15 protein-coding genes and 1 tRNA gene are annotated in these 25644 nt (G+C 59.8%); 15 read left to right on the plus strand and 1 reads right to left on the minus strand.

The window, feature by feature from the left end; genetic code table 11:
- Positions 1-2: 2 nt before the first annotated feature.
- From ACEN8R_RS11290 to ACEN8R_RS11340, 11 genes are all read left to right on the plus strand, one after another.
- The gene (locus ACEN8R_RS11290) at positions 3-2249 is read left to right on the plus strand and encodes a GumC family protein (RefSeq protein WP_495624884.1); all 2247 of its coding nucleotides are present in this window, start codon (positions 3-5) and stop codon (positions 2247-2249) included.
- 142 nt (positions 2250-2391) lie between these two features.
- Complete coding sequence (locus tag ACEN8R_RS11295) at positions 2392-3783, plus strand: undecaprenyl-phosphate glucose phosphotransferase (RefSeq protein ID WP_495624885.1); 1392 nt, start codon at positions 2392-2394, stop codon at positions 3781-3783.
- Between the two features lie 10 nt (positions 3784-3793).
- Positions 3794-4501, plus strand: a complete 708-nt coding sequence (locus tag ACEN8R_RS11300; protein WP_018928897.1) for a WecB/TagA/CpsF family glycosyltransferase — start codon at positions 3794-3796, stop codon at positions 4499-4501.
- Between the two features lie 9 nt (positions 4502-4510).
- A complete protein-coding gene (locus ACEN8R_RS11305; protein WP_495624886.1) occupies positions 4511-5590 on the plus strand; it encodes a glycosyltransferase in 1080 nt (359 codons plus the stop codon).
- Entirely contained in the window at positions 5587-6696 is a 1110-nt protein-coding gene (locus ACEN8R_RS11310; RefSeq protein ID WP_495624887.1) for a glycosyltransferase, read from the plus strand. The genes ACEN8R_RS11305 and ACEN8R_RS11310 overlap by 4 nt, the downstream gene beginning before the upstream one ends.
- Positions 6696-8009: an O-antigen ligase family protein gene (locus tag ACEN8R_RS11315; RefSeq protein WP_495624888.1), complete on the plus strand. Its 1314-nt coding sequence runs from the start codon at positions 6696-6698 to the stop codon at positions 8007-8009. Before ACEN8R_RS11310 ends, ACEN8R_RS11315 begins: the two co-directional genes overlap by 1 nt.
- A 17-nt stretch (positions 8010-8026) precedes the next feature.
- Positions 8027-8980 (plus strand): glycosyltransferase family 2 protein, encoded by a 954-nt coding sequence (locus ACEN8R_RS11320; RefSeq protein WP_111453156.1) that lies wholly within the window; start codon positions 8027-8029, stop codon positions 8978-8980.
- Between the two features lie 13 nt (positions 8981-8993).
- Complete coding sequence (locus ACEN8R_RS11325; RefSeq protein WP_495624889.1) at positions 8994-10412, plus strand: oligosaccharide flippase family protein; 1419 nt, start codon at positions 8994-8996, stop codon at positions 10410-10412.
- An 83-nt stretch (positions 10413-10495) separates the two neighbouring features.
- On the plus strand, positions 10496-11560 hold the full coding sequence (gene galE / locus ACEN8R_RS11330) for a UDP-glucose 4-epimerase GalE (RefSeq protein ID WP_495624890.1): 1065 nt from the start codon (positions 10496-10498) through the stop codon (positions 11558-11560).
- Positions 11557-13029, plus strand: a complete 1473-nt coding sequence (locus tag ACEN8R_RS11335; protein ID WP_495019342.1) for a family 16 glycosylhydrolase — start codon at positions 11557-11559, stop codon at positions 13027-13029. Before galE ends, ACEN8R_RS11335 begins: the two co-directional genes overlap by 4 nt.
- 219 nt (positions 13030-13248) lie before the next feature.
- On the plus strand, positions 13249-15246 hold the full coding sequence (locus tag ACEN8R_RS11340; protein WP_495624891.1) for a peptidase U32 family protein: 1998 nt from the start codon (positions 13249-13251) through the stop codon (positions 15244-15246).
- A 171-nt stretch (positions 15247-15417) separates the two neighbouring features.
- Here the strand turns inward: ACEN8R_RS11340 and ACEN8R_RS11345 are convergent.
- Positions 15418-15492, minus strand: a tRNA-Gln gene (locus tag ACEN8R_RS11345).
- 224 nt (positions 15493-15716) lie between these two features.
- Between ACEN8R_RS11345 and ACEN8R_RS11350 the strand changes: the two genes are divergently transcribed.
- From ACEN8R_RS11350 to ACEN8R_RS11365, 4 genes are all read left to right on the plus strand, one after another.
- Entirely contained in the window at positions 15717-16829 is a 1113-nt protein-coding gene (locus ACEN8R_RS11350) for a CapA family protein (protein ID WP_495624892.1), read from the plus strand.
- A gap of 154 nt (positions 16830-16983) precedes the next feature.
- Entirely contained in the window at positions 16984-18723 is a 1740-nt protein-coding gene (locus ACEN8R_RS11355) for a dipeptidase (RefSeq protein ID WP_138867396.1), read from the plus strand.
- A gap of 157 nt (positions 18724-18880) precedes the next feature.
- Complete coding sequence (locus ACEN8R_RS11360) at positions 18881-20857, plus strand: metallophosphoesterase (protein ID WP_018928886.1); 1977 nt, start codon at positions 18881-18883, stop codon at positions 20855-20857.
- Between the two features lie 340 nt (positions 20858-21197).
- Complete coding sequence (locus ACEN8R_RS11365) at positions 21198-25391, plus strand: DUF5801 repeats-in-toxin domain-containing protein (RefSeq protein WP_018928885.1); 4194 nt, start codon at positions 21198-21200, stop codon at positions 25389-25391.
- Positions 25392-25644: the final 253 nt, after the last annotated feature.

Here is a 25644-nt window from a genome sequence, read left to right on the forward strand (position 1 = left end):
TCATGGATAACAGCCCAAGCATCTACGTTGAACGTCCGCTCCAGGCGCATCTGCCTCAGCACCAGCAGCATGGCGAGGAGAAGGACACCATTGACCTGCTCAAATTCTGGAGGGTGATCTGGCGTGCTCATTGGAAAATCGCTGGGTTGGTGCTGCTTGCCTGTGCGCTTGCGATGGCCATTCTGTCATTCATTCCCGCGCAGTACATCGGCAGCGCCACCCTGCTGATCAAAGAAAAAACGCCACCACTGCTGACCTTCCAGCAAGTCACGGACTCAAGCTCCGGTACCGTCGATTACTTGCAGACGCAATTGGCGCTTCTGCAATCGCGGGACTTGGCCGAACGCGCCGTCAAAAAGCTCAACCTCACCACTAACCCGGTGACCGATCCCCGCCAGCAACCGCAGTCATGGCTTACGCCACGCGAATGGTTGGCAAACCTTGATCTTGGTCAGTGGTGGCCGGCACTGGACTTTTTGATACCCCAACAGGTAACGCCCACTGAAACCGACATTTTCAATGAGGTCACGCAGAACCTCATGAAGCGCACCGACGTCAAATTCGTCGGCAAGAGCCAACTGCTCAACATAGAGGTGTTGCTGCCCGACCCTGACCTGGCGGCCGCAACCGCCAATGCGATTGCCCAAGGCTTCATTGATAGCCAGTTCGACAATAGCCTGAAGTCCTCGCAGACCAACGCCAGTTGGATGAATTCACGCCTGGTCGAATTGCGTAATAACCTGCGCATTGCCGAAGACAAGCTTCAGGCTTATCGGGAAGAACAAGGCCTGGTCGATGTCGGCGGTGTCGCCACCATCAGCGCCAACGAACTGGAAATGACCGGCAACCGCATGATCGATGCCCGCCGTAACCTGGCGGAAGCCGAGAGCCGGTACCGTCAGGTCCAGGCCCTGAGCAATGGCGATCTGAGCAGACTCTCCAGTGTGCCCGCCGTCTTGAGCAACGCTTTGGTGCAGAAATTCCAGGCACAACAGGCCAAGGCTCAAGCCAAGGTCGAAGAATTGTCCGGGCGTTACGGTCCAAAACATCCGACCCTGATCGCCGCCCTCGCCGAGTTGCGTACGGCCACCGACAGTTTGCGTCTACAGGTTCGACAGGTGGTTGCCAGCATCGAACAGGATTACCAGCTAGCCAAGGCCAGTGAAAGCTCACTGCATAAATCATTCAACAGCAACAAGACGCAGATACAGGATATTTCGCGCAAGGAGTTCCAGCTGCGTGAGTTACAGCGAGAAGTCGACAGCAGTCGCGCGTTGTATGAGACCTTCATCACTCGCTTGAAGGAAACTGCGGCCACCTCAGACATGGATTCCACCAAAGCGCGCATCGTCGACCCCGCGATTGTGCCTTTGGAACCGAGCAAACCCCGTAAAACACTGATCATGGCGATTGTCGCCATTGTGGCCGCGCTGATCGGCATGGCGCTGGCATTAATATCCGAAGCCCGGAACAAAACCTTCAAGACCGACGAAGCGGTCGAAAGCATGCTTAATATCCCCCTGCTCAGTGTGGTGCCGCTGGTCACGAAGAGAAGCCGCCGGCAACTGGCGCGATTGTTCGACGACAACGAGCATCCGCGTTTTTGCGAGACCATTCGCAACTTGCGCACCTGGCTGATGTTGCATAGTGGAGAAAAGCCGTCACAGGTAGTGCTCGTTGCCTCGACCATGGCCGATGAAGGTAAAAGCACCATTGCCAACAACCTGGCTTACTCGCTTGCATTGCTGGAGCGGGTCCTGTTGATCGATGCCGACATGCGCCGATCCAGCCTTTCGCTCAATTTCGATTTTCCGGCAGACAGCCTGGGGCTGGCCAATGTCCTGGCGGGTACCGCCCGACTCGAAGACTGTATCCGGACTGTCGGCAATCTAGACATGTTGCCGGCCGGCAAGCTTGCGCCCCCGCCGCTTGATCTACTTAGTTCGCCGTGCCTGGCGCCCCTGCTCGAAGCACTGAAATCGCGTTACCAGCGCATCATCATCGACTCCCCGCCGGCGCAAATGGTCAGCGATGCGCTATTGCTGGCCAAGCATTCGGACGCGGTGATTTACGTGATCAAAGCCGAAAGCACACCGGTCAGCCAGGTGCAGAAATGCCTCGCCATTCTGCAACAGAGCCACGCGCCGGTGTTCGGTGTAGTGCTCAATCAGGTTGACCTGCGCAAGGCGCGCAAGCAGGGCTACAGCCATAGCGATACGTTCCAGAACTACGACTATCTGACCCGGTAAACCCTTGCGCCTGTCTCTTGAGTAGCATCTTTCCAACAACCACCAAAAACTGCTTCATCCCAGTCGATCGATACCAGCGTGCGGGAACGAGGGCGTGCAGAATTCGACGCCGATGTCCAACCCATGCCTGGAGGTTGAGCCGATGACATCGCTATATACCGCTCAAATGATGCACCGGCGAGGTCTGACTTTCTGGGGCCAATGGGTGTGTGCGCTCAGCCTGGTCAACCTGCTATTGATATTGCTGGTGCATTGGAGGATCGGCAGCCTGACCAGTGAATACCGCATCCTGATGGTTCTCACTGTGCTCGGCTCGATTCCGATCTACAGCGTCATGCAGGTTTACCACAAGCGTCATGAGTGGTTGTCGGGGCTCGGTCGTTTGCTGGCGGCCTGGCTGATTCTGCTGGCCGTTCTGATCAGCATCGCCTTTGTCACCCAGACCAGCGCGATTTTTTCGCGTCAAGTAATCATCGTCTGGACCGTGTTGGGTTACCTGATCCAGGCTGCAAGCTTCCTGCCCTTGCATTACCTGGCTCGATTGCACTCGCGCAAGCTCTGTAACGAACGCCGCGCGGTAATCATCGGTACTTGCCCGACCGCATGCCGGCTTGCAAGGAAACTGTCCAGACCGAACCGCGTACCCGTACTGGGGTTTATCGCGACCGCCGAACATACCGGCCCGGCACCGAGCATTTTGCCGCTGCTGGGCCGCATCGACGAAATTCGCGAAATCATCACCCACCTGCACGTACGCCGGGTCTACATCGTCCTGCCGTTGGCGCAGGCAGCCATCATTGAAGCCCTGTACATCGACCTTCTGGATATGAATGTCGACGTGGTCTGGATTCCTGATTTCGGCAGCATGGTGTTGCTCAATCAATCGATCTCGGAAATAGAGCGAATGCCGGCCATCTACCTCAATGAAAGCCTCATCAGTTCGCACCCCGGCAGCCTGCTCTGCAAAGAGCTGTTCGAACGTACCCTGGCCGCCGTGGCCATTATTGTGCTCAGCCCCTTGCTGCTGATCGTGGCGGCGGCGGTCAAGCTCTCTTCGCCCGGCCCGGTGTTGTTCAAACAAGATCGTTACGGCTGTAACGCCGAGGTGATCAAGGTCTGGAAGTTCCGCTCGATGCATGTGCATGACGACAGCGAAGTGCGCCAAGCCTCTCGCGAAGATGAACGCATCACCCCGCTCGGGCGCTTTTTGCGCCGTAGTTCGATCGATGAGCTACCGCAGCTTTTCAACGTGCTGTTCGGTGAAATGGCCCTTGTCGGCCCGCGACCGCACGCGGTCACTCACAATATTTACTACACCGGCAAAGTACGCGCCTACATGGCCCGTCATCGCCTCAAGCCGGGAATCACCGGCTTGGCCCAGATCACCGGGCATCGCGGTGAAACCCAGACGCTGGAAAAAATGCAGCAGCGCGTCGCCCAGGACCTCAGCTACATCAACCAATGGTCGCTGTGGCTGGACATCAAGATTCTCGTCAAGACCCCTTTCACGTTGTTCTCAAAGGACATTTATTAAGGAGTCAGCCATGATAGATCTGGAACTGATCGGGCATTTCGCACCGAACCTGCTGGACGCCAACAAAGCATTTTCCTTCATTAACTTTGCGTCCATCGGCAGTCTGTTCGATCGGAGTCCGACGTCCATCGCCTATTTTTGCGATGGAATGTTGATGTCTACCTTCATGTCGCGCATCACCGGCCGGACGATCGGCCGGGTAAGCTTCGACTTCACCTCCATCGCCGACGCTGTCTTCAGTTGCGCCGAGAAACAAGGCAAGCGCATCTATTTTGTCGGTGCCAGGCAAACCGAACTGGACCTGTTCATCAACAAGATCAAGGGGCGCTACCCGGCGTTGCTTATCGCCGGTCATCACAATGGCTATTTCGATGCACCGCAGGCCGCGTGCATTCAAGCGGACATCTGCCGCAGTGAAGCCAACATCCTGATCGTCGGTCTGGGCGCAGGGCTTCAAGAGCAGTTCGAACAGGATGCCCTGCGTGCCGGCTTCAACGGTGTGGCATTCACCTGTGGCGGTTTCATACGCCAAGAGGCGACGGCCACACACCATTACTACCCTGAGCTGATCAACCGCCTGCATCTGCGCGCGTTCTATCGGATGTACCGCGAACCCCACACCATCAAGCGCTACCTGGTCGATTACCCGACCAATTTTGTTCATCTGCTGGCGATGATCGTCCGGCGCCAAGTGACGATCCATATCACTTATCCCTGAGCGCCCACCATGCATATCCTGTTCATCCTCAAGGACTTCAAGCCCGATGGCGGCCTGGAGCGTGTCCAGCAACGCCTCGCCCGACAGTTTCTCAAGGATGGCCAGCGGGTCAGTTACTTCGTCATGAACGGCGATACCGCGGACGACGAAGAAGCGGCCACCTTCAATGGTGGCGGCAATGGATTCTTCGGTCTGCTCAAGTCGATCGGAGTGCTGCGTCGCCTTATCCGTCGTGAGCGTGTAACCCACCTTATCGCCGCCAAGGAACAGGCCAACCTCTGCACCTGGTTTGCCACCCTGGGTCGCTCATGCAAGGTCATCTACGCCCGTCACGCGGCACTGGATTGCGGCGAGCAGAAAATCGGCCTCACTACCCTGCGCCTGCTCTATGGGTTGTACCTCTGCGGCAACGATCAGGTGGTGGCGGTATCCAAAGGCCTGCATCAGGCCCTCGCCGATCTGGTGCCCTGGGGTCGCCAGCGTATCCGTTATTGCCCCAATGCGGTGGTCACCGAACAACTGCTCAGCGCCGCGCAGACGCCCCTGCTCAGAGGGTTGCCGACCGAGTTCTGGTTGGCAGTGGGCCGGCTGGTGGAACCGAAGGGCTTCCATTTGCTGCTCGATGCCTATGCCATGGCCTTGGGCTGCGCCGCGCTGCCGGATCTGGTGATCATTGGCGATGGTCCGCAACTCGCCGCGCTGACATTGCAGGCAAACCACCTGGGCATCGAGGACCGTGTGCATTTCACTGGTTTCCTGAGCAATCCCTACCCATTGATCAGGCATGCACGACTGCTGATCCTGAGTTCCTTTCATGAAGGCTTGCCGACCGTCCTGATCGAGGCCCTGGCGCTGGGTACGCCCGTGCTGGCCTGCGACTGCGAGACCGGGCCCAGGGAGCTGCTTGATAACGGCCGACTCGGCCAACTGGTCAAGGTCAATGATGTACCGGCACTGGCCGAAGGGATGCTACGCAGCCTGGCCTCGCAAGACCAGGCTGCGCCAAACGCACAAGTAGCCGCTGATGCAGTCCGCCAGTACACCAGTCAATACGCCGCGCAGGCGTATTACCAGGTATGGAATCAATGAAGAAATTGCTGATTATTCTGCAGGACTTGGGTGGAGGCGGTGCCGAAAAAATGATGGCGCGCCTCGCTGGAGCGCTGACTGACGCTGGCAATGACGTGACTTTACTGATGCTCACTGGCACCGGCGTGAACTCGGCGCACCTCGACCCACGGGTAAAAAAAGTCGAGTTGCACAGCGCCCGCAGCTCCAGGGCCGTGCCGGCGCTGGCACGCTTTCTTCGCCACAATCGCTTCGACGCGCTACTGGCCGCCCTCACCCACGTCAACGTCGTGGCCATCGCTGCCGCCGCGCTGTCAGGTACGCTGGCGCGCCTGCATGTCAGCGAGCGCAACGCGTTTTCCCATGACAAATATGTCAACCCCACGCTGACGGTGCGCACAGCGTATCTGCTGGCACCATTGCTGTATCGACTGATCCCCAATCCGGTGATCTGCGTCTCGCGCGGCGTCGCCCAGGATCTGATCGACACCACCATCACCCGCCCCCAGGATGTCACCATCGCCGACAATCCGGTGCTCGACAATGATTTTCGCGACAAGGCACCGGCGCGTCCAAACCACCGCTGGCTGCAGGAAAAGTCCACCCCGGTGATTGTCGCCGTGGGCCGCCTGGCGCGACAAAAAGGCTTTGACGTATTGATCGACGCCTTCGCCCGACTGCCCGATCCCAGTGCCCGATTGATCATTTTCGGCGAAGGCGCGCTCAGAGCCCAATTGCTCGAACAAGCAGTTGCTGTAGGCGTGGCCGACCGGTTCGATTTACCAGGCTATACCAGTGATCCGATGGCAGAAGTGGCGGCGGCCGATTGTTTTGTACTGTCGTCGCGTTTCGAGGGCAGCCCCAACGCACTGGTCGAGGCCATGGCCACTGGCACTCCGGTGGTATCGACTCACTGCCCCTATGGGCCGCAAGAGATTCTCGATAATGGCGCGATCGCTCCGCTGGTGGCCGTCGACGCCCCTGACGCGCTGGCGCAGGCCATCACGATGCAGCTGACGTTGCCGCGTGATGTAAATCGCCAGGCCCGCATCGATGCCGCCGCCCGTTTCGTGAGCGCTTGCGCGGCGAAAACTTATCTCGATGCGCTACTCGGGAGGCAGTCGTGATGAACACACTGGAACTCAGGTACAGCACGCTGCGCAACGCCTTCACGCTGTTCGGTGTGCTGTTCTACATCCAGGTGATCGGATTTTTTTCCGGGCTGGCGGATACGTCAAATCTGGACTTGGCCGAAAAAGACCTCGAAGGCAACGCGGTCAATCAGATTTGCGGTCTGATCACCCTGCTGGTACCGCTGTTCTTCTTCATCCGCAACAAGGTCTTCCTCAGCAAAAGCTTTTACAGGAACAACGCTTTCTTGCTGGTGTTCATGCTCTGCCTGGCGGTATCGATCAGTTGGTCCCACGACCCGATGTTAAGTTTCAAACGTTTTGTGGCGCTGATCAGCGTGGTCTTCTTTGCGGGTTTCATCGCCTACAACTACAGCCTCGAGAAAGTCGCCTTCATGCTCGGCTGTCTCATCGGCGCCGCTGCGTTGTTCGGCTTGATACTGGCGCTTGTCAGGCCCGATGTCGCCTTCATTAACGGCGGTGTTCGCGAGGGTGCATTCAAAGGGATTTTCCCGGATAAAAATGCCGGCGCCCGGATCAACGCGATCGCCATTTTGCTACTGCTGCCGATGATCCGTCAGGGCAATCCCTGGGCCATCATCTGCTCGTTGTTCTCGCTGATCGCGATTGCACTGGCCCAATCCGCCACCGCCACAGCACTGATTGTTGCCGGCACCGTGAGCTACTGGTACTTCCTCACGCTGATCCGTTTGCACATCAACCGTTCATGGCCCGCATTCCTCGGCACGACGATCGTCTATTTGCTGATCTGTTTCTTTCTCTACGGCAACTACACGCTGCTGCTGGAGCTGACCGGTCGTGATCCATCACTCACCGACCGCACGTTGATCTGGGACCTGCTCACACCGCTGATCGACGCCGAATTCCTCAAGGGTTACGGCTTCGGCGCCTTCTGGTCCAGCCCCAGCGCCGAGGTCTTTATCAGCCGCTGGGGTTACATCGGTAATGCCCACAACGGCTACATCGAAACCTTGCTGAACGGCGGTATCGTTCAGTTGATAGCGCTGCTCCTCATGCTGATCGAGGCACTGCTAAAACACTATCGGGCCGTGATGGCGGACCAATCGGCACGGTTTCATGTCAGCGCGATGGTCATCGTCGGATCATTCATGCTCACCAACTATGTAGCGTATGTCGTGCCCAACTACCGCTCGGCGGAGTTTCTGGTGTTCTGCGTCCTGGCCCTGTCCTTTCGGCATCACCACGCGAAATACCCCGTGTTGTCAGCAGCAACCCTGCGTCAGCGTCCGTCCGGCGAGGCATTGCCGCGCGATTCAGCCAAGGCGTAACGAAAGGAGAAATAACCATGCCAGACCAAGCCCACCCTTCACCCAATACCGTGTGCGTCATAATCGCGATGTACAACGGCGCCGACAGCATTGAGCAAACACTGGCGTCCGTGGCCGGGCAAACGCGACTGCCCGATCACGTCATCGTCATCGACGATGGTTCCACCGATGATGGGCCCCAACGGGTCAGGGACTTCGCGGCGCCGTTTCGCCTGACGCTGTTGCATCAAGCCAACGAAGGCCAGGCCAGCGCCCGCAACCACGGACTGCAGCACACTGAAGAGACTCTTGTGGCGTTTCTCGATGCCGATGACAGATGGTATCCGCGAAAGCTGGAGCAACAAGTGGCACTGTTTGAAGAACTGGATCGTCAGGGACGGCCGGTGGGGCTGATAGATTGCTACGTGCATAACGACTACAGCGATGGCAGGCGAATACTGGAAGACCGGCAAAAAAACGGTAGGCATTTCGACGATTTCATCCGCGCCAACGTCCTCAATGGCGTGTCCTCCGCGATGGTCAAACGCGACGTGATCATGCAACTCGGCGGCTTCAATGCCAGCCTGCGTTACTCCGAAGACCGCTTCATGTGGACCCGGATCGCCGAACACTGGGAGGTCCATACGGTGCCAGAGGTGCTGCTGCAGCGCATGGTCAACAGCGCCAACATGACCGCGCAACCGACAAGGTACTACCCGCACAAGATCAGGTTCATCGAAGAGTACCTCGCCCACTTTGGCCCGCAGCTCAGCAAGCAGCAACGGATCGATTTCGCGCTGGGCAGCCTCTCCGACTTTCTCGAACTGTTTTCCCGCAGAGGAGAGCATGCCCAAGTGATCGGTGTGTACCGGCGAATGCTGGAGTATTCCTGGCAAGCGCTGATCTTCAGGAACGGCAAACCGACATTGCGCTTCCTCTATGCATGCGTCCAATCATTGCGCAAGGCACCTGCGTCCACCACCGCTCATTGAGCCGGTATCCGCCATGGCCAATCATCGTCTGGTTAAATTGATCTGGATTTTCACCGAGAAATTCGGCCTGATTTTCCTGTCGATGATTACCTTTGTCGCGTATGCCAGGCTGCTGTCGCCCACAGAGTTGGGTGTGGGCACGGTCATCATTGCCGTCGTCGAGTTGATCGGGATGATTTATTCCTCGGTTCTGGAAGACCCGCTGGTACGACTCGAACGACTGGAAGACAAACACATCGCCACAGCCTTCTGGGCGTCGGTACTCGTCAGCCTGCTGTCCATCGTCGTCATCTCGGGCGCGGTAACGCTGTACACACCCGAACCGGTGCTGCGATGGATGACGGCGGTGGCCTCGGTGAAAATCCTGTTCACCATGATGGCGCGGGTCTATGTGGCGCAAATGCGCCGTAGCGGCAACTTCAGGATGTTGGCGTCGCGCACGTTACTGGGCAAAGTGTGTGGTGGCGTGGGTGGCATCGCTGTCGCGCTTTGGGGGTTGGGGGCCTGGGCGGTCATTGCCCAGGTACTGATCATGGAGTTCGTGTCCATTGTCGTATTGATGCGTGCAGACCCGCGCCGCATTGCCTTTAGCATTGACGGCCCGCTCCTGCGCGAACTGTTGAAGGCCGGCGCACCGGTTGCCATCAACGCGCTGAGTTCGCAAACGCTACAGCGCGGGGTCACCGTCATCCTGGGCATGACGGCCGGTAGCAACGCGGTGGGCATGTTCAACATGGCGATGCGCATCATCGATCTGCCGCGCACGGCGATCTATCACGGCCTGATCAGCTATGCGCTGCCGGTGTTTGCCCGGCGCAACGCCGATCCCTCGCGGTTGCGCGCGATCATCAGCGATTCGACCGCCGTCAGCGGCTTCCTGCTGACGCCCCTGTTCATCGGCATCGCACTCACGGCGCATGACCTGATCCTGTTGATCTTCGGCGCCAAATGGACCGAGGCCATTCCCCTGCTGCAAGTGCTTGCGTGCACGGCAGCCATCGGCAATACCGCCATGTACGCCACAACCGCACTGGTCGCGGTCAATTGCAGCCACCTGACCATCAAGGCCGAAGTGGCAACCACCGTACTGGCACTGGCGCTGGTCTATAGCTTCGGCAGCCTTTATGGCGGCATGGCCGCCGCCCTCGCCCTGCTAGCCCGGATGGCGATCATCACGCCACTGCAAATCCGTGGGTTGAACCGCGCAATCGGCTATGACTGGCGGCTGTTTTTCGAAACCAACTATCGCAGCGTGGTTGCCTCGTTGGTCATGGCTGCGATCGTCCTGATGGTTTCTTCCCGATTGAGTGTTCAAGGCTACCTGCACCTGTTCTGCAGCATCGTGGTTGGCGCGCTGAGCTATGCCGTGGCGTACAGCGTGATGCATCCGCGCTGGCTGCAAGAATTCAAATCGGTTTTCACCACCCGCTGAGAGGACGCACCCGACAACCTTTCTCCTACCCGGACCACATTCTCCTGACTCGCGCAATTTCCTTGTGACAGGAACGCCTCATCATGCACAAAACCACGTTGATTACCGGCGGGGCCGGATACATCGGCTCGCATACCACCCTGACCCTGATTGACGCCGGTCAACAGGTGCTGGTCCTCGATAACTTGTGTAACAGCTGCCGCGAATCGCTCGCGCGCCTGGAGTATCTGACTCGCAAGCGAGTCGACTTCATTGAAGGTGATATCCGCGATAACCACCTGCTCGATGATATCTTCAGCCGCTACGACATCGATGCCGTGGTGCACTTTGCCGGTCTCAAATCCGTGGAGGAAAGCATTCGAAAGCCGCTCGACTATTACGCCAACAATGTCATTGGTACGCTCAATCTTTGCCATGCGATGGCCCGATTCGAGGTCTTCAAACTGGTGTTCAGCTCATCGGCCACGGTGTATGGCATTCCCCGACAGATACCGCTCATTGAAGATCTAGGCACAGGCAAACCGATCAATCCCTATGGTCGTACCAAGCTGCTGATCGAAGAGTTGCTCACCGACTTGTGCCTGTCCGATCCGCAGTGGAGCATTGCGGTGCTGCGCTACTTCAACCCGATTGGTGCTCACGATAGCGGGCTGATCGGGGAAAACCCCAATGGCAAGCCCAACAATCTGCTGCCTTGCCTGACACGAGTCGCGATGAGGCAAATGCCCGAACTCACCGTATACGGCAGCGACTATCCCACTGTCGACGGAACGTGCGTGCGCGATTACGTCCATGTGGTCGACCTTGCCGAAGGCCATCTCAAAGCGTTGCGGGCGTTGCATAACAGAAACGGTATCCACGTCTGGAACCTGGGAACAGGCATTGGCCACAGCGTGCTGCAAATCATCCGCAGCTTCGAGGACATTACCGGTATTACCATCCCGTTCCGGTTCGCGCCGCGCCGTGTCGGCGATATCCCCGAATGTTGGGCCGACCCCACCAAGGCGGGGCGTGATCTGGGCTGGTACGCACAGCGCGACCTGATGCAGATGATCATCGACACCTGGCGATGGCAAATGTGTAATCCGCACGGATACCGCTCCCAACCCGGATTGGCCGCATCGATTGTGTTAAAGCAATGGGTATGAGCAGGTACATCCTTTTGGCAGCCCTGGTATCGGTTGTGTGCTACGCGTCGGGGGGCACTCCCCCGCCGCTGGCCAACGGCCTGGTGCTGTGGCTTGACGCTGCCGATGCTTCAAAAATGACCTTCGATGCCCAGAACCACCTCCTGCGGTGGCACGACAAGTCCGGCAAATCCAATGACGTTACCGTAGACGATGCCGCAGGCGCCGCACTTCCGCTGCGTGTGGAGGACGCCATGAATGGCCATTCGGTGGTGCGTTTGAGTGGCTCGTCGGCGTTCCTTGGCAAGACAATTCGTGCCGCAAAAGGCCCCATGACCTTATTGATCGTGTCACGCAGACTGAACGGGCAAAGCGGCGGCGAGACCTGGCAGCGGCTGTTCAGCTCGCGCCCGTGGATCGCTGAAAACGACAACGTGGCACCAAATTTCGCGATCAGCGTGCAACAGCCCTCCGCCTACGCCCCGGCCCTCTTCGTTCTGGAACTCAACGACGTGCCTATAGGCCCGTTTGCGGTGGGGCGCAATGTGGTCGGTAGCACTGAAGACTTGCGTGGCGACATCGCGGAAGTGTTGGTGTACGACCGTCACCTGGCCTCTCTGGAGGAGCGGCAGCGCGTGTTTCAGTATCTGGCGCAAAAGTGGTCCGTCGCTATCCCCAAGGCGGCCAATTCCTGGACCCGTATCGGCCCCCTGGACGCTGTACCGCAGCGGATCAATGCCGAACTGCCGTTGTCCGATCAGGCCAATGTCGGCCAATGGAGGGTGGACAGCCAATTTTCCGACGACTTCAACGGTGCGACCCTTAACACCAGTCGCTGGCACGTCAACAATGCCACGGGCACCGAATCGCTCGGGCGTAAACCGGCGCTGTTCACGCCGAACAATGCCTACCTGAGCGATGGCCATCTGAACATCGTTTTCCGCAAGGAAAACGTGCCGCAAAAGTACGTTCGGCTGGGTTACCAAGGCTATAGCTCGGCGATGGTCCGCACGATCAAGCGCAGTTTTTACGGCTACTACGAAGCCCGCGCCAAACCCATGGAATCGGCGGGCTCCAGCGCCTTCTGGCTAGCGTGGACGGGGCTTGCCGACAATGCCACGGAGATCGACATATTCGAGATCGGCGGCAAGACCAAGGGCGCTGCCTTCGACCGTCTATACAACATGAACGCCCATGTCTGGGCCACGCCACAAAGCACCGCCCACCTCAGCGACGGCAGCAGCTGGATCGCCCCGTGGCGCCTGGCCAGCGACTTTCATGTCTACGGTTTTGACTGGCAACCCGACACCTTGCGCTGGTACGTAGACGGCGTCCTGGTGCGAGAGGCCAAGAACACCCACTGGTTCTTCCCGATGCAAATCAACTTTGACAGCGAGGCCATGTGGAATTGGTTCGGCGTTGTCGACGACGCCGATCTGCCCTCCACATTCAGCGTGGACTACCTCAAGGTGTGGCGGCGCGGTCGATAGCCGGGTCTTGATCCAGCGTCTTTGAATTTGATCCTTCCCCTTCCATCCTTGCTCAGCGGCAGATTCACTACATCAGCCATCGGATTCGGCCAAGGGATGAAGCCGATGGTTATTCGTGTTGCTCAGCGGACAAACGCCATCGGGCAGCACATGGGTGCCGGTCAGGCGTTTCGCCGCTACAATGCGCACCTTGACCGTGACAAGCCAGACTAAAAAAACATGTCCCTACCCAAGCATCACCTGGAATTGCTCAGCCCCGCCCGCGACGTGGCCATCGCCCGCGAGGCCATCCTGCATGGCGCCGACGCGGTGTACATCGGCGGCCCGAGCTTCGGCGCCCGCCACAACGCCTGTAACGAGGTGAGCGATATCGCCCAATTGGTGGAATTCGCCCGTCGCTATCACGCGCGGGTGTTCACCACCATCAACACAATCCTGCATGACAATGAGCTGGAGCCGGCGCGCAAGCTGATCCACCAGTTGTATGACGCCGGCGTCGATGCGCTGATCGTCCAGGATCTGGGCGTGATGGAGCTGGACATTCCGCCGATCGAGCTGCACGCCAGCACCCAGACCGACATCCGCACCCTGGCGCGGGCGAAGTTCCTCGATCAGGCTGGTTTCTCGCAACTGGTACTGGCCCGCGAGCTGAACCTCCAGGAGATCCGCGCGATTGCCGACGAGACCGACGCGGCCATCGAGTTTTTCATCCATGGCGCGCTGTGCGTGGCGTTCTCCGGCCAGTGCAACATCTCCCATGCGCAGACCGGCCGTAGCGCCAACCGTGGCGACTGCTCCCAGGCCTGCCGCCTGCCCTACACCCTCAAGGATGAAAAAGGCGGTGTGATCGCCTACGAAAAACACCTGCTGTCGATGAAGGACAACAACCAGAGCGCCAACATCCGCGCGCTGGTGGAAGCCGGTGTACGCTCGTTCAAGATCGAGGGGCGCTACAAGGACATGGGCTATGTGAAGAACATCACCGCCTACTATCGCCAGCGCCTGGACGACGTCCTCGAAGACCGTCCGGACCTGGCTCGCGCTTCCAGCGGCCGCACCGCGCACTTCTTCCTGCCCGATCCGGACAAGACTTTCCATCGTGGCAGCACCGACTACTTCGTCAGCGAGCGCAAGATCGACATCGGCGCCTTCGACTCGCCGACCTTCACCGGCCTGCCGGTGGGCGTGGTGGAGAAAGTCGGCAAGCGCGACCTGCTGGTGGTCACCCACGAACCGCTGTCCAACGGCGACGGCCTCAATGTGCTGGTCAAGCGCGAGGTGGTGGGCTGGCGTACCAACATCGCCGAGCCCAAGGGCGAGTTCGAAGAAGACGGTGAAAAGCGCTACCGCTACCGTGTCGAGCCCAACGAAATGCCGAAGGGGCTGCACCAGTTGCGGCCGAATCACCCGCTGAGCCGCAACCTCGACCACAACTGGCAGCAAGCCCTGCTCAAGACCTCCGCCGAGCGCCGGGTGGGTCTGGCCTGGGTCGCTCGCCTGCGTGAGGATCGCCTCGAACTGACCGCCACCAGCGAGGAAGGTGTCAGCGCCAATGTCGCCCTCGACGGTCCATTCGGCCTGGCCAACAAGCCGGAACAGGCCCTGGAGCAACTGCACGACTTGCTCGGCCAGTTGGGCACCACGCAATACCACGCCACGGATATCAAGCTGGATGCACCGCAGGCGTATTTCATCCCGAACTCGCAGCTCAAGGCTTTGCGCCGCGAAGTCATCGAAGCGCTGACCACGGCCCGCATCGAAGCCCACCCACGGGGTGGTCGCAAGGCCGAGACCAATCCGCCACCGGTGTACCCGGAATCGCACCTGTCGTTCCTGGCCAACGTCTACAACCAGAAAGCCCGCGACTTCTATCACCGCCACGGCGTCAAGCTGATCGACGCGGCCTATGAGGCTCACGAGGAGACCGGCGAGGTGCCGGTGATGATCACCAAGCACTGCCTGCGCTTCTCCTTCAACCTCTGCCCCAAGCAGGCCAAGGGCGTCACCGGCGTGCGCACCAAGGTCGCGCCGATGCAGCTGGTGCACGGTGACGAGGTATTGACGTTGAAGTTCGACTGCAAGCCTTGCGAGATGCACGTGATCGGCAAGATGAAGGGGCACATCCTTGGTCTGCCGCAACCGGGCAGCGTGCAGCAGGTTGTCGGGCACATCAGCCCTGAAGACCTGCTCAAGACCATCCCTCGCGCGCCCCACTGAGTGACGGGCGAGCGCGCCGCTACGGCGTCGCGCTCGCTGTGTTCGGAGGGATATTTAACCGACACAAAAAAACGCCAGGCCGAATCGGCACTGGCGTTTCTCGTAAACACGACCATCCAGGACTCGCGCAATACCGCCGACTGAGTCATGACTGGATGAGTGTAAGGAAAATGGCAGGGGCGGCTGGATTCGAACCAACGCATGGCAGGATCAAAACCTGCTGCCTTACCGCTTGGCGACGCCCCTGTAGCTGTTGCGATGAGTGCCTGGCACTCTCTTTCTGAATGTGCAGCTTGCGAGCAATATCGAGCTGCTGCGTCCCTACGCTGCAAGCCCCGTAAGGGCCTCTGCAAGAACGCGCGGAAATTTATCAACTTTCGCTGCATCTGGGAAGCCCAAAAACAAACTAATTTGTTTTAAAACAGAGATTTACTGTTGATCCAGGCTATTCGGGATATCCGGAGGGTGCCATGGCAGCCGTTACCGATACGCTGAAGCTGTTTCTCACCGGCGATGTCATGACCGCCCGAGGCATCGACGCAGTGCTGCCGCATCCTGGCGATCCACGGCTTTACGAAGACTACGTCAAGAAAGCCGGCGATTACGTCCGGTTGGCAGAACGACGCAATGGCCCGATTCCCCGCCCGGTCGATTTCACCTATATCTGGGGCGTTGCGCTGGATGAGTTCGAACGTCGCCAGCCAAACGCACGCATCATCAACCTGGAAACAGCGGTGTCCCGACGCGGACGACCGGAGCCAAAGGGCATCAATTACCGCATGAGCCCGGAGAACTTCCCGGCCATCAGTGCCGCCGGCATCGACTGCTGCGTGCTGTCCAACAACCATGTGCTGGACTGGGGCGCGCCTGGCCTGGCCGATACGTTGGCCACCCTGGCGAACAACGGCATGTGCAGTGCCGGCGCCGGGCACAACCGGCAATCCGCCGAAGCGCCCGCCGTGCTGGCACAGCCTGACGGGCGGCGCTTGCTGGTGTTTGGCCTCGGCGCTCCCGACAGCGGCATTCCACCGCAGTGGGCCGCCACGGATAGCCGCGCGGGCGTCGCACGGCTGGAAGATCTGTCGATGCAAAGCCTGCGCCCTGTGGCCGAACGGATTCTCAAGTACAAAAATCCGGGGGATCGGGTGCTGGCCTCCATTCATTGGGGCGGCAACTGGGGGTTTGAGATCCCTCGTGAACAGGTCCGGTTCGCCCATGCCTTGATCGACGAGGCCGGAGTTGATGTGGTGCACGGCCACTCCTCGCACCACATCAAGGGCATCGAGGTGTACCGCGAACGCCTGATTCTCTATGGCTGCGGGGATCTGCTAAACGATTACGAAGGCATCGAGGGCCACGCAGATTATCGCGGCGACCTGGGGCTTTTGTACTTTGCCTCGCTGGCCCCGGACGGGCACCTGCAGACGCTGGAGCTGATACCCACTCGCCTGCAGCGCTTTCGCCTCTGTCACGCCGAAGGGGATGACCGTCAATGGCTGCAAGACACCCTTTCTCGCGAGTGCAAACGCTTGGGCAGCAGCCTCCAGACGGGCGCGCAAAATGCCTTCGAGTTGCATTGGTAGGCTTTTTCATTTCTGCGTCGCTTTTGCATTTCTGTGCGACAGATCGCACTTCAGGTACTCCCGTACTACTCCCTCTTGGTGTTAATTTGGAAAAGTTTCTGACTAATCAATCAGATATTTCCTACCAACCACCTGCAAAGGAATGCCCCCAGCAATGGACTTTTCACTTAAGCAACTGGCCGCGACAACCCTGATGCTGGCCAGCCTTTCGTCGTTCACCACCTCAGCGCACGCCAACATTACCCCGCAACAGAGCGCGACCATCCTCAAGACCTTCAGCGATGCATCGGTAACGGATTTCAGGCAGTTCCTGGAACGCCTGGCCAAGAGCGAGCTTGCCAAAACCGGTAACCTCGGCCCGGCAATCAGTGCTTTCCAGGGCAACAAGCCCCTTTCCGCTGAACAGCAGAACGAGATTCATCGCCTGCTTGGCCTCTATGCGCGGGTGAAGTACGGCAACGCTGCTACCGAGACCTTGCGCGAACTGGTGGCCATCCCGACCTTCCGCGTGGACGGCGTGGCCCAACACGACAACCCTGAATTCATCAAGATCGGCGACAAGCTCAAGGGCCTGGCCCAGGCCTTCAACCTGAACTTTCGCAATATCGACAACCGAGTCTATGAAATATCCCTCGAAGGGGCTGGCGACGAAATCGTGGGCATTCACGCACATGCCGATGTGGTGCCCGTGACGCCGGAGAACTGGGTCTTGAAAGACGGCACCCGCCTCGACCCGTTCAAGGTCACCCTGGTCGGCGACCGTATGTATGGCCGAGGCACCGAGGATGACAAAAACGGCATCGTGGTCGCGCTCTACGCCATGAAGATCATCAAGGAAGAGAAGCTGCCGCTGGCTCGCCATTTCAAGCTGCTGGTAGACACCACCGAGGAAACCACCGGCGACGCCATCCCCTATTACTTCGAACACAACCCGACACCCAACTACAACCTGGCGCTGGATGGCGGCTACCCGGTGGTGATTGCCGAGAAAGGCTACGGCACCGTCATGGCGAACTTTGCCCTGCGGAGCGCTCAGGGCAAGGGCGCCGAAATCACCTCAATGACCGGCGGCCTGGCAACCAACCAGATTCCGTCAACGTCGGTCGCTACCCTTGTGACTGACAAGCCCGCCGAACTGGCCGCCAGCCTGCAGAAGGCGGGTAGCGATTATGCCAAGCGCAATGGCGGCAACTTCGAGGTGACCGCCAAGGTCGTCGGCAAGGACGTCAAGCTCACGGTCACCGGCGTTTCCGCCCACTCCTCCGAGCCCGAGTCAGGCATCAACCCGGTGGCACGGATGCTGGGCTTCATCAACAGCCTCGACGGCAAGGTCGCGCTCAAGCACAACCACATTACCGACGCCGCCCGTTATGCCGTCGACAACTGGGGACTGGACTACCTGGGCGGCAAGTTGGGGGTCGGTTTTTCCGATGCCTTCATGGGGCCGCTGACCACCTCCCTGACCTATGTCGGGATGGATGAAAAAGCCTTCAAGCTTGCGGTCAACCTGCGCGTGCCGAAGGGCAAGTCCCCGGAAGCGCTCAAGGCTGAAATCGCCGAAAAGCTGGGTGCCTGGAGCAAGAAGACTCACATTGCAGTGGCTTTCGACTACAAGATCGCCGAGCCGATGTACCGCAACCCCGAAGGTGAATGGGTCAAGGCACTGTTGGCGGTGGCCAGCGAGAACCTTGGCATGGAACACAAGTTCGGTACCTCAGCCGGCGCCACTTCGGTCCATGAGCTGCCCAACGGTGTGCAGTTCGGCTTGGCAAGGCCTGAGCTCAAATACACCGGCCACAACGACAACGAGTTCAAGACCGTCGACCAGTTCCTGCTGGACCTGCAGATCGTGACCGAGATGATGGGTCGCATCGGGCAGTTGCCGACACTCTGATCCCCCGTCCGGACCCGCCATTCTGGCGGGTCCATCGTTTTGATCCTCTTGCCATGAACCGGCGGCTATCGCATAACTGACCTATTCTGAATCAACCGACAAGAAGTCAAACCCCACCTGATGTACCCGGACTCTTTACAGCAATGGAGGCTAGGCGATGAAGGAGCAATCGATTGAGTTCCGCCCTGGAGAGGGACACTTTGAAGAGGGGCACTCTGCGCTCCTCGCCATGACCCACGCCACCCAATCTTCCACGACCAATAGCCGCATCGAACTTTACACCCAGGAGTCGATGGTCAACTGGCTAGGCCCGTTTCAGCTCATGCGCACGGGCATGCAATCGGCCGCGGCCACCACCATGGGTGCCTTCGCAGACCCACGCGATGTGTTGGCCATGCTCAACCCCCGGGGCTCTAACCCACCCATTCAGGTGGCTGCCGACGGTGATGTGTGGATCGACTATCTGGCGGATACCGGCGATGGCTGGGACTCCACCTATTCCATGGCGCTGTGCGTCAGCCAGGATGTCAAGTTGCCGGAGCTCACGCTGCCGCGCGGCGACGTGCTGCTGCTCGGCGGCGATCAGGTCTACCCCACACCTGCCCAATCCGGCTATCGCACTCGCTTCCTCGATCCCTTCCGCGCTGCCTTTCCCGCGCCGGTCCCCAAGGTTCGTCCGAATGAGCAGGACCAGCCCGTGCCGCAGCCAGGTGCACCGTGGATGGTGGCGACGCCCGGCAACCATGATTGGTATGACGGCCTGCGCGGTTTCTCTCAACTGTTTTGCGAGCAGAAGCCCATCGGCGGCTGGGAAACCCGTCAACACACCAGTTACTACGTGCTGCAGCTGCCCAATGGCTGGTGGATCTGGGGCCTGGACCTGCAATTGGAGTCGATGATCGACCGCCAGCAGAAGCAGTACTTCGAAGAGATGCGCGCCAAACTGCAGCCAGGCGACCGCGTGATCCTCTGTACACCCGAGCCGAGCTGGGTGGATGAGGCCGAACGACTCGCACGCGTGGGGCGCAAGACCCTGCCCTCGATCGAGACCCAGACCTTGCGCTTCAGCAGTCTGCGCGAGATCGAGCAGCTCTTGGGTGACCACTTGGCGGTGGTCCTGGCCGGAGACTCGCACCACTACGCGCGCTACCAGCCAAAAGCCGGCAGCCAGGCACCGCAACGCATCACCTGCGGAGGCGGTGGCGCCTTCCTGCATGGCACTCATCAACTTCCAGATCCGCCCGAGCCAATCACCGTCGGCGGAACGCCGCAGCACTACGAGCTGGCGGCAACCTACCCGGACAAAAAGACCTCTGAACAGCTGCGTAACCGGGCATGGCGGCTACCCACCCACAACCTCTCGTTCTGCGGCATGCTGGCGATCTTGTACTTGCTGTTCGACTGGATGGTAGAAAGCGCCAGCAAGGTGCCCCACCCGGCGCGCGATAATCGCAGCCTGGTCGAGGTATTGTCTGGCCTCGAAGTATCTATTCCCAACCTGCGCGAGGTATGGCGACAGCTGGTCCTGGTTCTGGCACACAGTCCTTCGTCGGTGATGCTCGCCGTGACCATTGTGCTGGGCTGCGCAGTGCTCTCGGCCGCCGGGGTCAAGCGCACCCGAAAGCTTGCCTATGGCGTCGGGGCCGTTCACGGGTTGCTTCACCTGGGACTGGCGATCGGGCTGCTGTGGCTCATGGGCCGTATCAACATCCACTACTTGCAGTTCGAGGTTGAAAACCTGCTCCAGGTCTTGTTGTTCCTGGTGGGGACACTGGTGCTCGGCGGTAGTTTGGGAGGCCTGCTATTCGGTGCCTGGATGGTCATGGCCAATACTTTATGGGGGCTACATAGCGAAGTGGTTTTTTCCTCGCAACGCATCGCCGACCACAAATGCTTTCTGCGTATGCACTTCAACGGCGACCAACTCACCCTCTACCCGCTCAAACTGGAGAAGGTCTGCCGGCGCTGGTCCGTGGCATCGGGAGTCGCCAAACTGGCGAAGGTGCAGCGCACCTGGAGGTTGCGGGCAACGCCTGAAAGCACTGGCCCGCGCTTCGTGCCGGCCTCGGGCGAGCTCGAACTGCGGCTGATCGAGCCGCCCATCGTGATTCGGCGGGGAGGAACCAGCTCATGAGTTCGCCTGCCTCTATGAACAAGGATTAGATTTGAATGACGCTGGCGGCATACCCGTGTCATTGCGTGATCCCGGCCGACCGAGCTGACTCAAACTCAGCTCGGCGCGCCCACGGTTAACGCCCGGGCAGCCTTAGAACGCCGCCGTCTTGTGCTCATTCACAAACGTAATATGCGACGCTACTCCTTTGCGCCCTCCTCCTCTTTCCCCTCCCAAGTAGTCTGAAACTCCCATCCCGCATGGGAGTTTCGGCCGATGCGCAATCCCCGGCGCTTCTCCATAGTTGCGGCCAAAGGTCAACGGTCAGGCCTCGATGACCGCAATTGCTCTGGAGAAAGTCATGGCTACCGGCGAGCAAAATTCATCGCTAACGGGCGATCCGACCCCCCCATACATTCCGACCCTCGACTCAGTGGTCAACGCTCTCAGCGTTGTGACCTCTGGCGCGAGCGTTACGCTGGACGAAACGGCCGGGTTGCAAAACAGCACCGCCACGCCAAGCCCCGCGGGAGACGCTGACGACAACGACATTCTGCTGGCGTCCCTGCCCTCGACTTTCTCTACCCGTTTGACCGCACTGGGGGCAGGTACCGCCACAGGTGCGGCCTTGAGTGGCTATACCGGTGCCGCAGGCAATACCGGCAGCAATGCGTTCAGCGTCACCGCCGACCCTGGAGCAACCATTACCAACGTCAGCTTCGTCGACAGCTTGGGCGCACCGCTTAATGGCGTGGACAGCGGGTTGGATACCATTGATGGCACCAGCATCCTTCTCTATACCGATACGAACGACAACATCCTGGTGGGCCGAGCCGGGAGCGCAAGCGGCGCGATCGTGTTCGCAGCCTACATCGAAGAAACCGGATCGCCACTCTCGGGCGGCAAGATCTGGACCGTGGAGTACCAACCGCTCAAGCATCCAGATGCGACGAACCCCGACGATGCGGTCAATCTGCTGAACAAGGTGTTCATCGGCGCCGGTCAGGACGCGGAATTCAGTCTGGACAAAGCGCCGTCGGGCCAGCAGTTGTTCCTGATGTTCACGACCGCGGGCGCGACGGCCGATGCGAACGGCCGGATTCCTGGTGTCTCGATCGTCGTCACCGGCAGGGATCCGCTGGATCAGTCGGCAAGCAGTGATGCCATCACCAGCGCCGACACGGTCAACAGCAGCCAGGGCGGCGGCAGCACAACCCTGGGCACCAACAACCAGGCGATCACCGAACAGGAAGGCCTGCGCTTCAGCTTCGTCAGCGGTGCCAAGGCGGACTTCACCGTCCCCAACCTGAGCCCGGGCGAAGCGGGTGTCGAAGCGAACATCGACTTCACCCAGTACTTCGGCGCCCGCTCCGCGACCTTCAAAGTCGTGCAGGAGACGGGCGGCACCACCGCGAAACTCTTGCTCACCGCCGTCAAGAACGCCGACAACGCCAGCGGGTCGCAGAGCGGTGTCAACTTCGTCAACAGCTACGCCAACGACAGCACCGAAAAGGTCGCGATCACCAACGGCAGCGTCACCGTCAAGACGTTCGCGGGCGCCACCGTTAGCGGCGTTGTCATCACCTACAACGCCGACGGCACGGTGCTGATCACCGGCGTTCCGACCGACTCGCAGATCACCTACAGCACGGCGACCGACCACAACCGCGTGATGATCGAGAACGCCGGGTTGCTGACCGACAAGAACGGCGACAAGACGCACGCTGACTTCGACATTGGCGGCTTCAAGGTGCTGCAGTCCAGCACGTCAACCGCCGAAATCGGCTCCAAGATGATTTTCGAGGACGACGGGCCGAGCATCAGCACCACTGGCACCGAACCGACGCTGACAGTCGATGAATCGGTGCTGGCGACCAACGATACCAAGAGCTTTGCCGCCAACTTCACGTCGGCGTTTGGCGCTGATGGCGCCGGCACCCTGACCTATGCGCTGGGCGTGGTGGCGGGAGGCTCCGGGCTGACCGATACGGCCACCGGTGAAGCAGTCAACCTGTCGCTCAATGGCACGGTAGTGGAAGGCCGTACGGCCACCACCAACCAACTGGTGTTCACCGTCAGCGTCGCCGCCAATGGCGACGTCACCCTCGACCAGATCCGCGCCGTGGTGCATCCCGATGCGACCAATCCAGATGACTCGAAGACCCTGACCTCGGACAGCCTGGTGACGCTGACGGCCACCAAAACCGATGGGGACGGCGACAGCGTCCATGCCACCCTCAATATCGGGCAGAACCTGGTGTTCAAGGATGACGCCCCCAGCATCAGCACCACCGGCACCGAGCCAACGCTGACAGTCGACGAAACGGTACTGGCGACCAACGATACCAAGAGCTTCGCCGCCAACTTCAGCTCGGCGTATGGCGCTGACGGGGCCGGCACCCTGACCTATGCGCTGGGCGTGGTCGCGGGCGCCTCAGGGCTGGTGGACACAGCCACGGGCGAGGCGGTCAACCTGTCGCTCAACGGCGGCGTGGTGGAAGGCCACACGGCCACCACCAACCTGCTGGTATTCACGGTCAGCGTCGCCGCCAACGGTGACGTCACCCTCGATCAGCTCCGCGCCGTGGTGCATCCCGACACGACCAATCCCGATGATTCGAAAACGCTGACCGCGGACAATCTGGTGACCCTGACCGCAACCATCACCGACAAGGACGGCGACAGCACCCAGGCGACCCTCAACATCGGCCAGAACCTGGTGTTCAAGGACGACGGACCGAGCATCAGCACCACCGGCACCGAACCGACGTTGACGGTGGATGAGACGGTGCTGACCACCGACGCCACCCAGAGCTTCGCGGCGAACTTCACCTCGGCGTATGGCGCCGATGGCGCCGGCACGCTGACCTATGCGCTGGGCGTGGTGGCGGGTGCCTCCGGGCTGACCGACACGGCCACCGGTGAGGCAGTCAACCTGTCGCTCAACGGCGGCGTGGTGGAAGGCCGCACAGCCACTACCCACCTGCTGGTGTTCACCGTCAGCGTGGCCGCCAACGGTGACGTCACCCTCGACCAGCAACGGGCCGTGGTGCATCCCGATCCAACCAATCCGAATGATTCGACGAGTCTGTCCTCGGACAATCTGGTAACCCTGACGGCGACCAAAACCGATGGAGACGGCGACAGCGCCCATGCCACGCTCAACATCGGCCAGAACCTGGTGTTCCAGGACGACGGCCCTGCACTTGCCTTCGGCAACCTGATCGGCACCGGTAGCATCCTTCCACAACAAGGGTACTGGGATCACTCGGCCGGAGCCGACGGACTGGGGGCAACCGGTCTGGATATTTCGTTGGTGAATAACCAATTCACCCTCGTCCGGCCAGACAACACGACCACCACCGGCACCGGCACGCTCACCGAGCAGTCGCCTTCACCGGACGTCAATGGCGCCTACCATTTCGCCGGCACGTTGACCGGTGATTTCGACAACAATGCCGCCACCGCGAATACCTCCGTCGACTACACGCTGACCGCCTATAGCAATGGCACCTATACACTGGACCTGGTGCAAGGCTTCAGTTCGCAGATTGTGCTGAGCAGTGCCGACGGCTCGCTCAGTGCCGGCGGCCCGGATCCAGTGCGCACATTGTTGATCCCACCGCAGAATCCGCCGACCATTCCTTCGCCATCCGAGGAGATTGTGTTCTTTTCCGCCAAGGCGACGGCGTCGACTTCGGACATCCTGACCGGCATCGGGGTCGGGAAACCCGACCCCACCGAAGCCCAGCTACAGACCACCCCCCTGCCCTCGTACATCGATCCGGCTGCCATGAACGTCAGCACGTCCGGCATCGGCGTCGGCAATAACATTCTCCAGGGAGACAACCTGGTGGCCATCAGCGCTGCCGATGAAAGTTTCGTGATCAATCCGGAGACCCTGCTGGCGGGCATGAAGATCTTCATCGACAACTCCGTGGGGGGGTACAACACGGCGACCGAAGACCTGTACTACAGGGCCTACTACGAGGATGGCACGTTCTCGAACCTGATCGAGGTGAACACCGTGACACCGGAGGCCGGCGGACAGGTGTCCTTCCTCGTTCAGCAACAAGGCACGAAGTTGATTGATGCGGTTCAGCTCACGATGGGCCGAGGCGATGTCAAGATCCCGGTGATCCAGTTCATTCAGCCGACCGAAAGCCTGGCCAGCGATATCAAGCTGGCATTCAACGCGACGCTGACGGACAAGGATGGGGACTCGGCGACGAGTGGTTTCGACGCCAACCTGTTCGCCAACGACTTGGGCGCCACCTTCGACTTCACGCTGGTGGGCACAAGCGGTGAGCGGGATGCCTTCAACGTCGATTTGTCACTCACCCAGAACAAGTACCAGATCACCGGCTTCGATGCGAGCGCAGGGCTGCGCGACACGCTGGTGCTCAACGGCGACCAGAGCGCCGTTGTGCAGTCGATCGACAACAGCGGCGCCAACAGCGTCGTGACGATTGCCGAAACGGGCGGACAAATCACGACCATCACCTTGGTCGGGGTTGATGTTCTGAATACCGACATTGTCCATGGCAGCGCCTGAGGCAGCGCGTGTGTGAAAGGATGCGAGGGTGGCGAAAGTCACCCTCGCATTGTTTTTGCAGTTCCAAAATGAGATCGGCACGGATCGAATTCGCTGTGGGTTCTCAAACACCACAAGGCTTAAACACGGCAGAAAACAACGAGAACGACATGCAGCAGGCCACCAACGAGGACAGCTAGGCCGAAACTCCTATCCCGCATGGGAGTATCGGCCGATGTGCAATCCCCGGCGATTAGTCATAGTTGCAGAGGTC

The organism is Pseudomonas sp. Pseusp15 (genome assembly GCF_059492165.1).

What these genes read in the sequence shown, in the direction of transcription:
- ACEN8R_RS11290 (WP_495624884.1), top strand. Translation starts at nt 3, where the DNA reads ATGGATAACAGCCCAAGCATCTACGTTGAACGTCCGCTCCAGGCGCAT.
- ACEN8R_RS11295 (WP_495624885.1), top strand. Translation starts at nt 2,392, where the DNA reads ATGACATCGCTATATACCGCTCAAATGATGCACCGGCGAGGTCTGACT.
- ACEN8R_RS11300 (WP_018928897.1), top strand. Translation starts at nt 3,794, where the DNA reads ATGATAGATCTGGAACTGATCGGGCATTTCGCACCGAACCTGCTGGAC.
- ACEN8R_RS11305 (WP_495624886.1), top strand. Translation starts at nt 4,511, where the DNA reads ATGCATATCCTGTTCATCCTCAAGGACTTCAAGCCCGATGGCGGCCTG.
- ACEN8R_RS11310 (WP_495624887.1), top strand. Translation starts at nt 5,587, where the DNA reads ATGAAGAAATTGCTGATTATTCTGCAGGACTTGGGTGGAGGCGGTGCC.
- ACEN8R_RS11315 (WP_495624888.1), top strand. Translation starts at nt 6,696, where the DNA reads ATGAACACACTGGAACTCAGGTACAGCACGCTGCGCAACGCCTTCACG.
- ACEN8R_RS11320 (WP_111453156.1), top strand. Translation starts at nt 8,027, where the DNA reads ATGCCAGACCAAGCCCACCCTTCACCCAATACCGTGTGCGTCATAATC.
- ACEN8R_RS11325 (WP_495624889.1), top strand. Translation starts at nt 8,994, where the DNA reads ATGGCCAATCATCGTCTGGTTAAATTGATCTGGATTTTCACCGAGAAA.
- galE (WP_495624890.1), top strand. Translation starts at nt 10,496, where the DNA reads ATGCACAAAACCACGTTGATTACCGGCGGGGCCGGATACATCGGCTCG.
- ACEN8R_RS11335 (WP_495019342.1), top strand. Translation starts at nt 11,557, where the DNA reads ATGAGCAGGTACATCCTTTTGGCAGCCCTGGTATCGGTTGTGTGCTAC.
- ACEN8R_RS11340 (WP_495624891.1), top strand. Translation starts at nt 13,249, where the DNA reads ATGTCCCTACCCAAGCATCACCTGGAATTGCTCAGCCCCGCCCGCGAC.
- ACEN8R_RS11350 (WP_495624892.1), top strand. Translation starts at nt 15,717, where the DNA reads ATGGCAGCCGTTACCGATACGCTGAAGCTGTTTCTCACCGGCGATGTC.
- ACEN8R_RS11355 (WP_138867396.1), top strand. Translation starts at nt 16,984, where the DNA reads ATGGACTTTTCACTTAAGCAACTGGCCGCGACAACCCTGATGCTGGCC.
- ACEN8R_RS11360 (WP_018928886.1), top strand. Translation starts at nt 18,881, where the DNA reads ATGAAGGAGCAATCGATTGAGTTCCGCCCTGGAGAGGGACACTTTGAA.
- ACEN8R_RS11365 (WP_018928885.1), top strand. Translation starts at nt 21,198, where the DNA reads ATGGCTACCGGCGAGCAAAATTCATCGCTAACGGGCGATCCGACCCCC.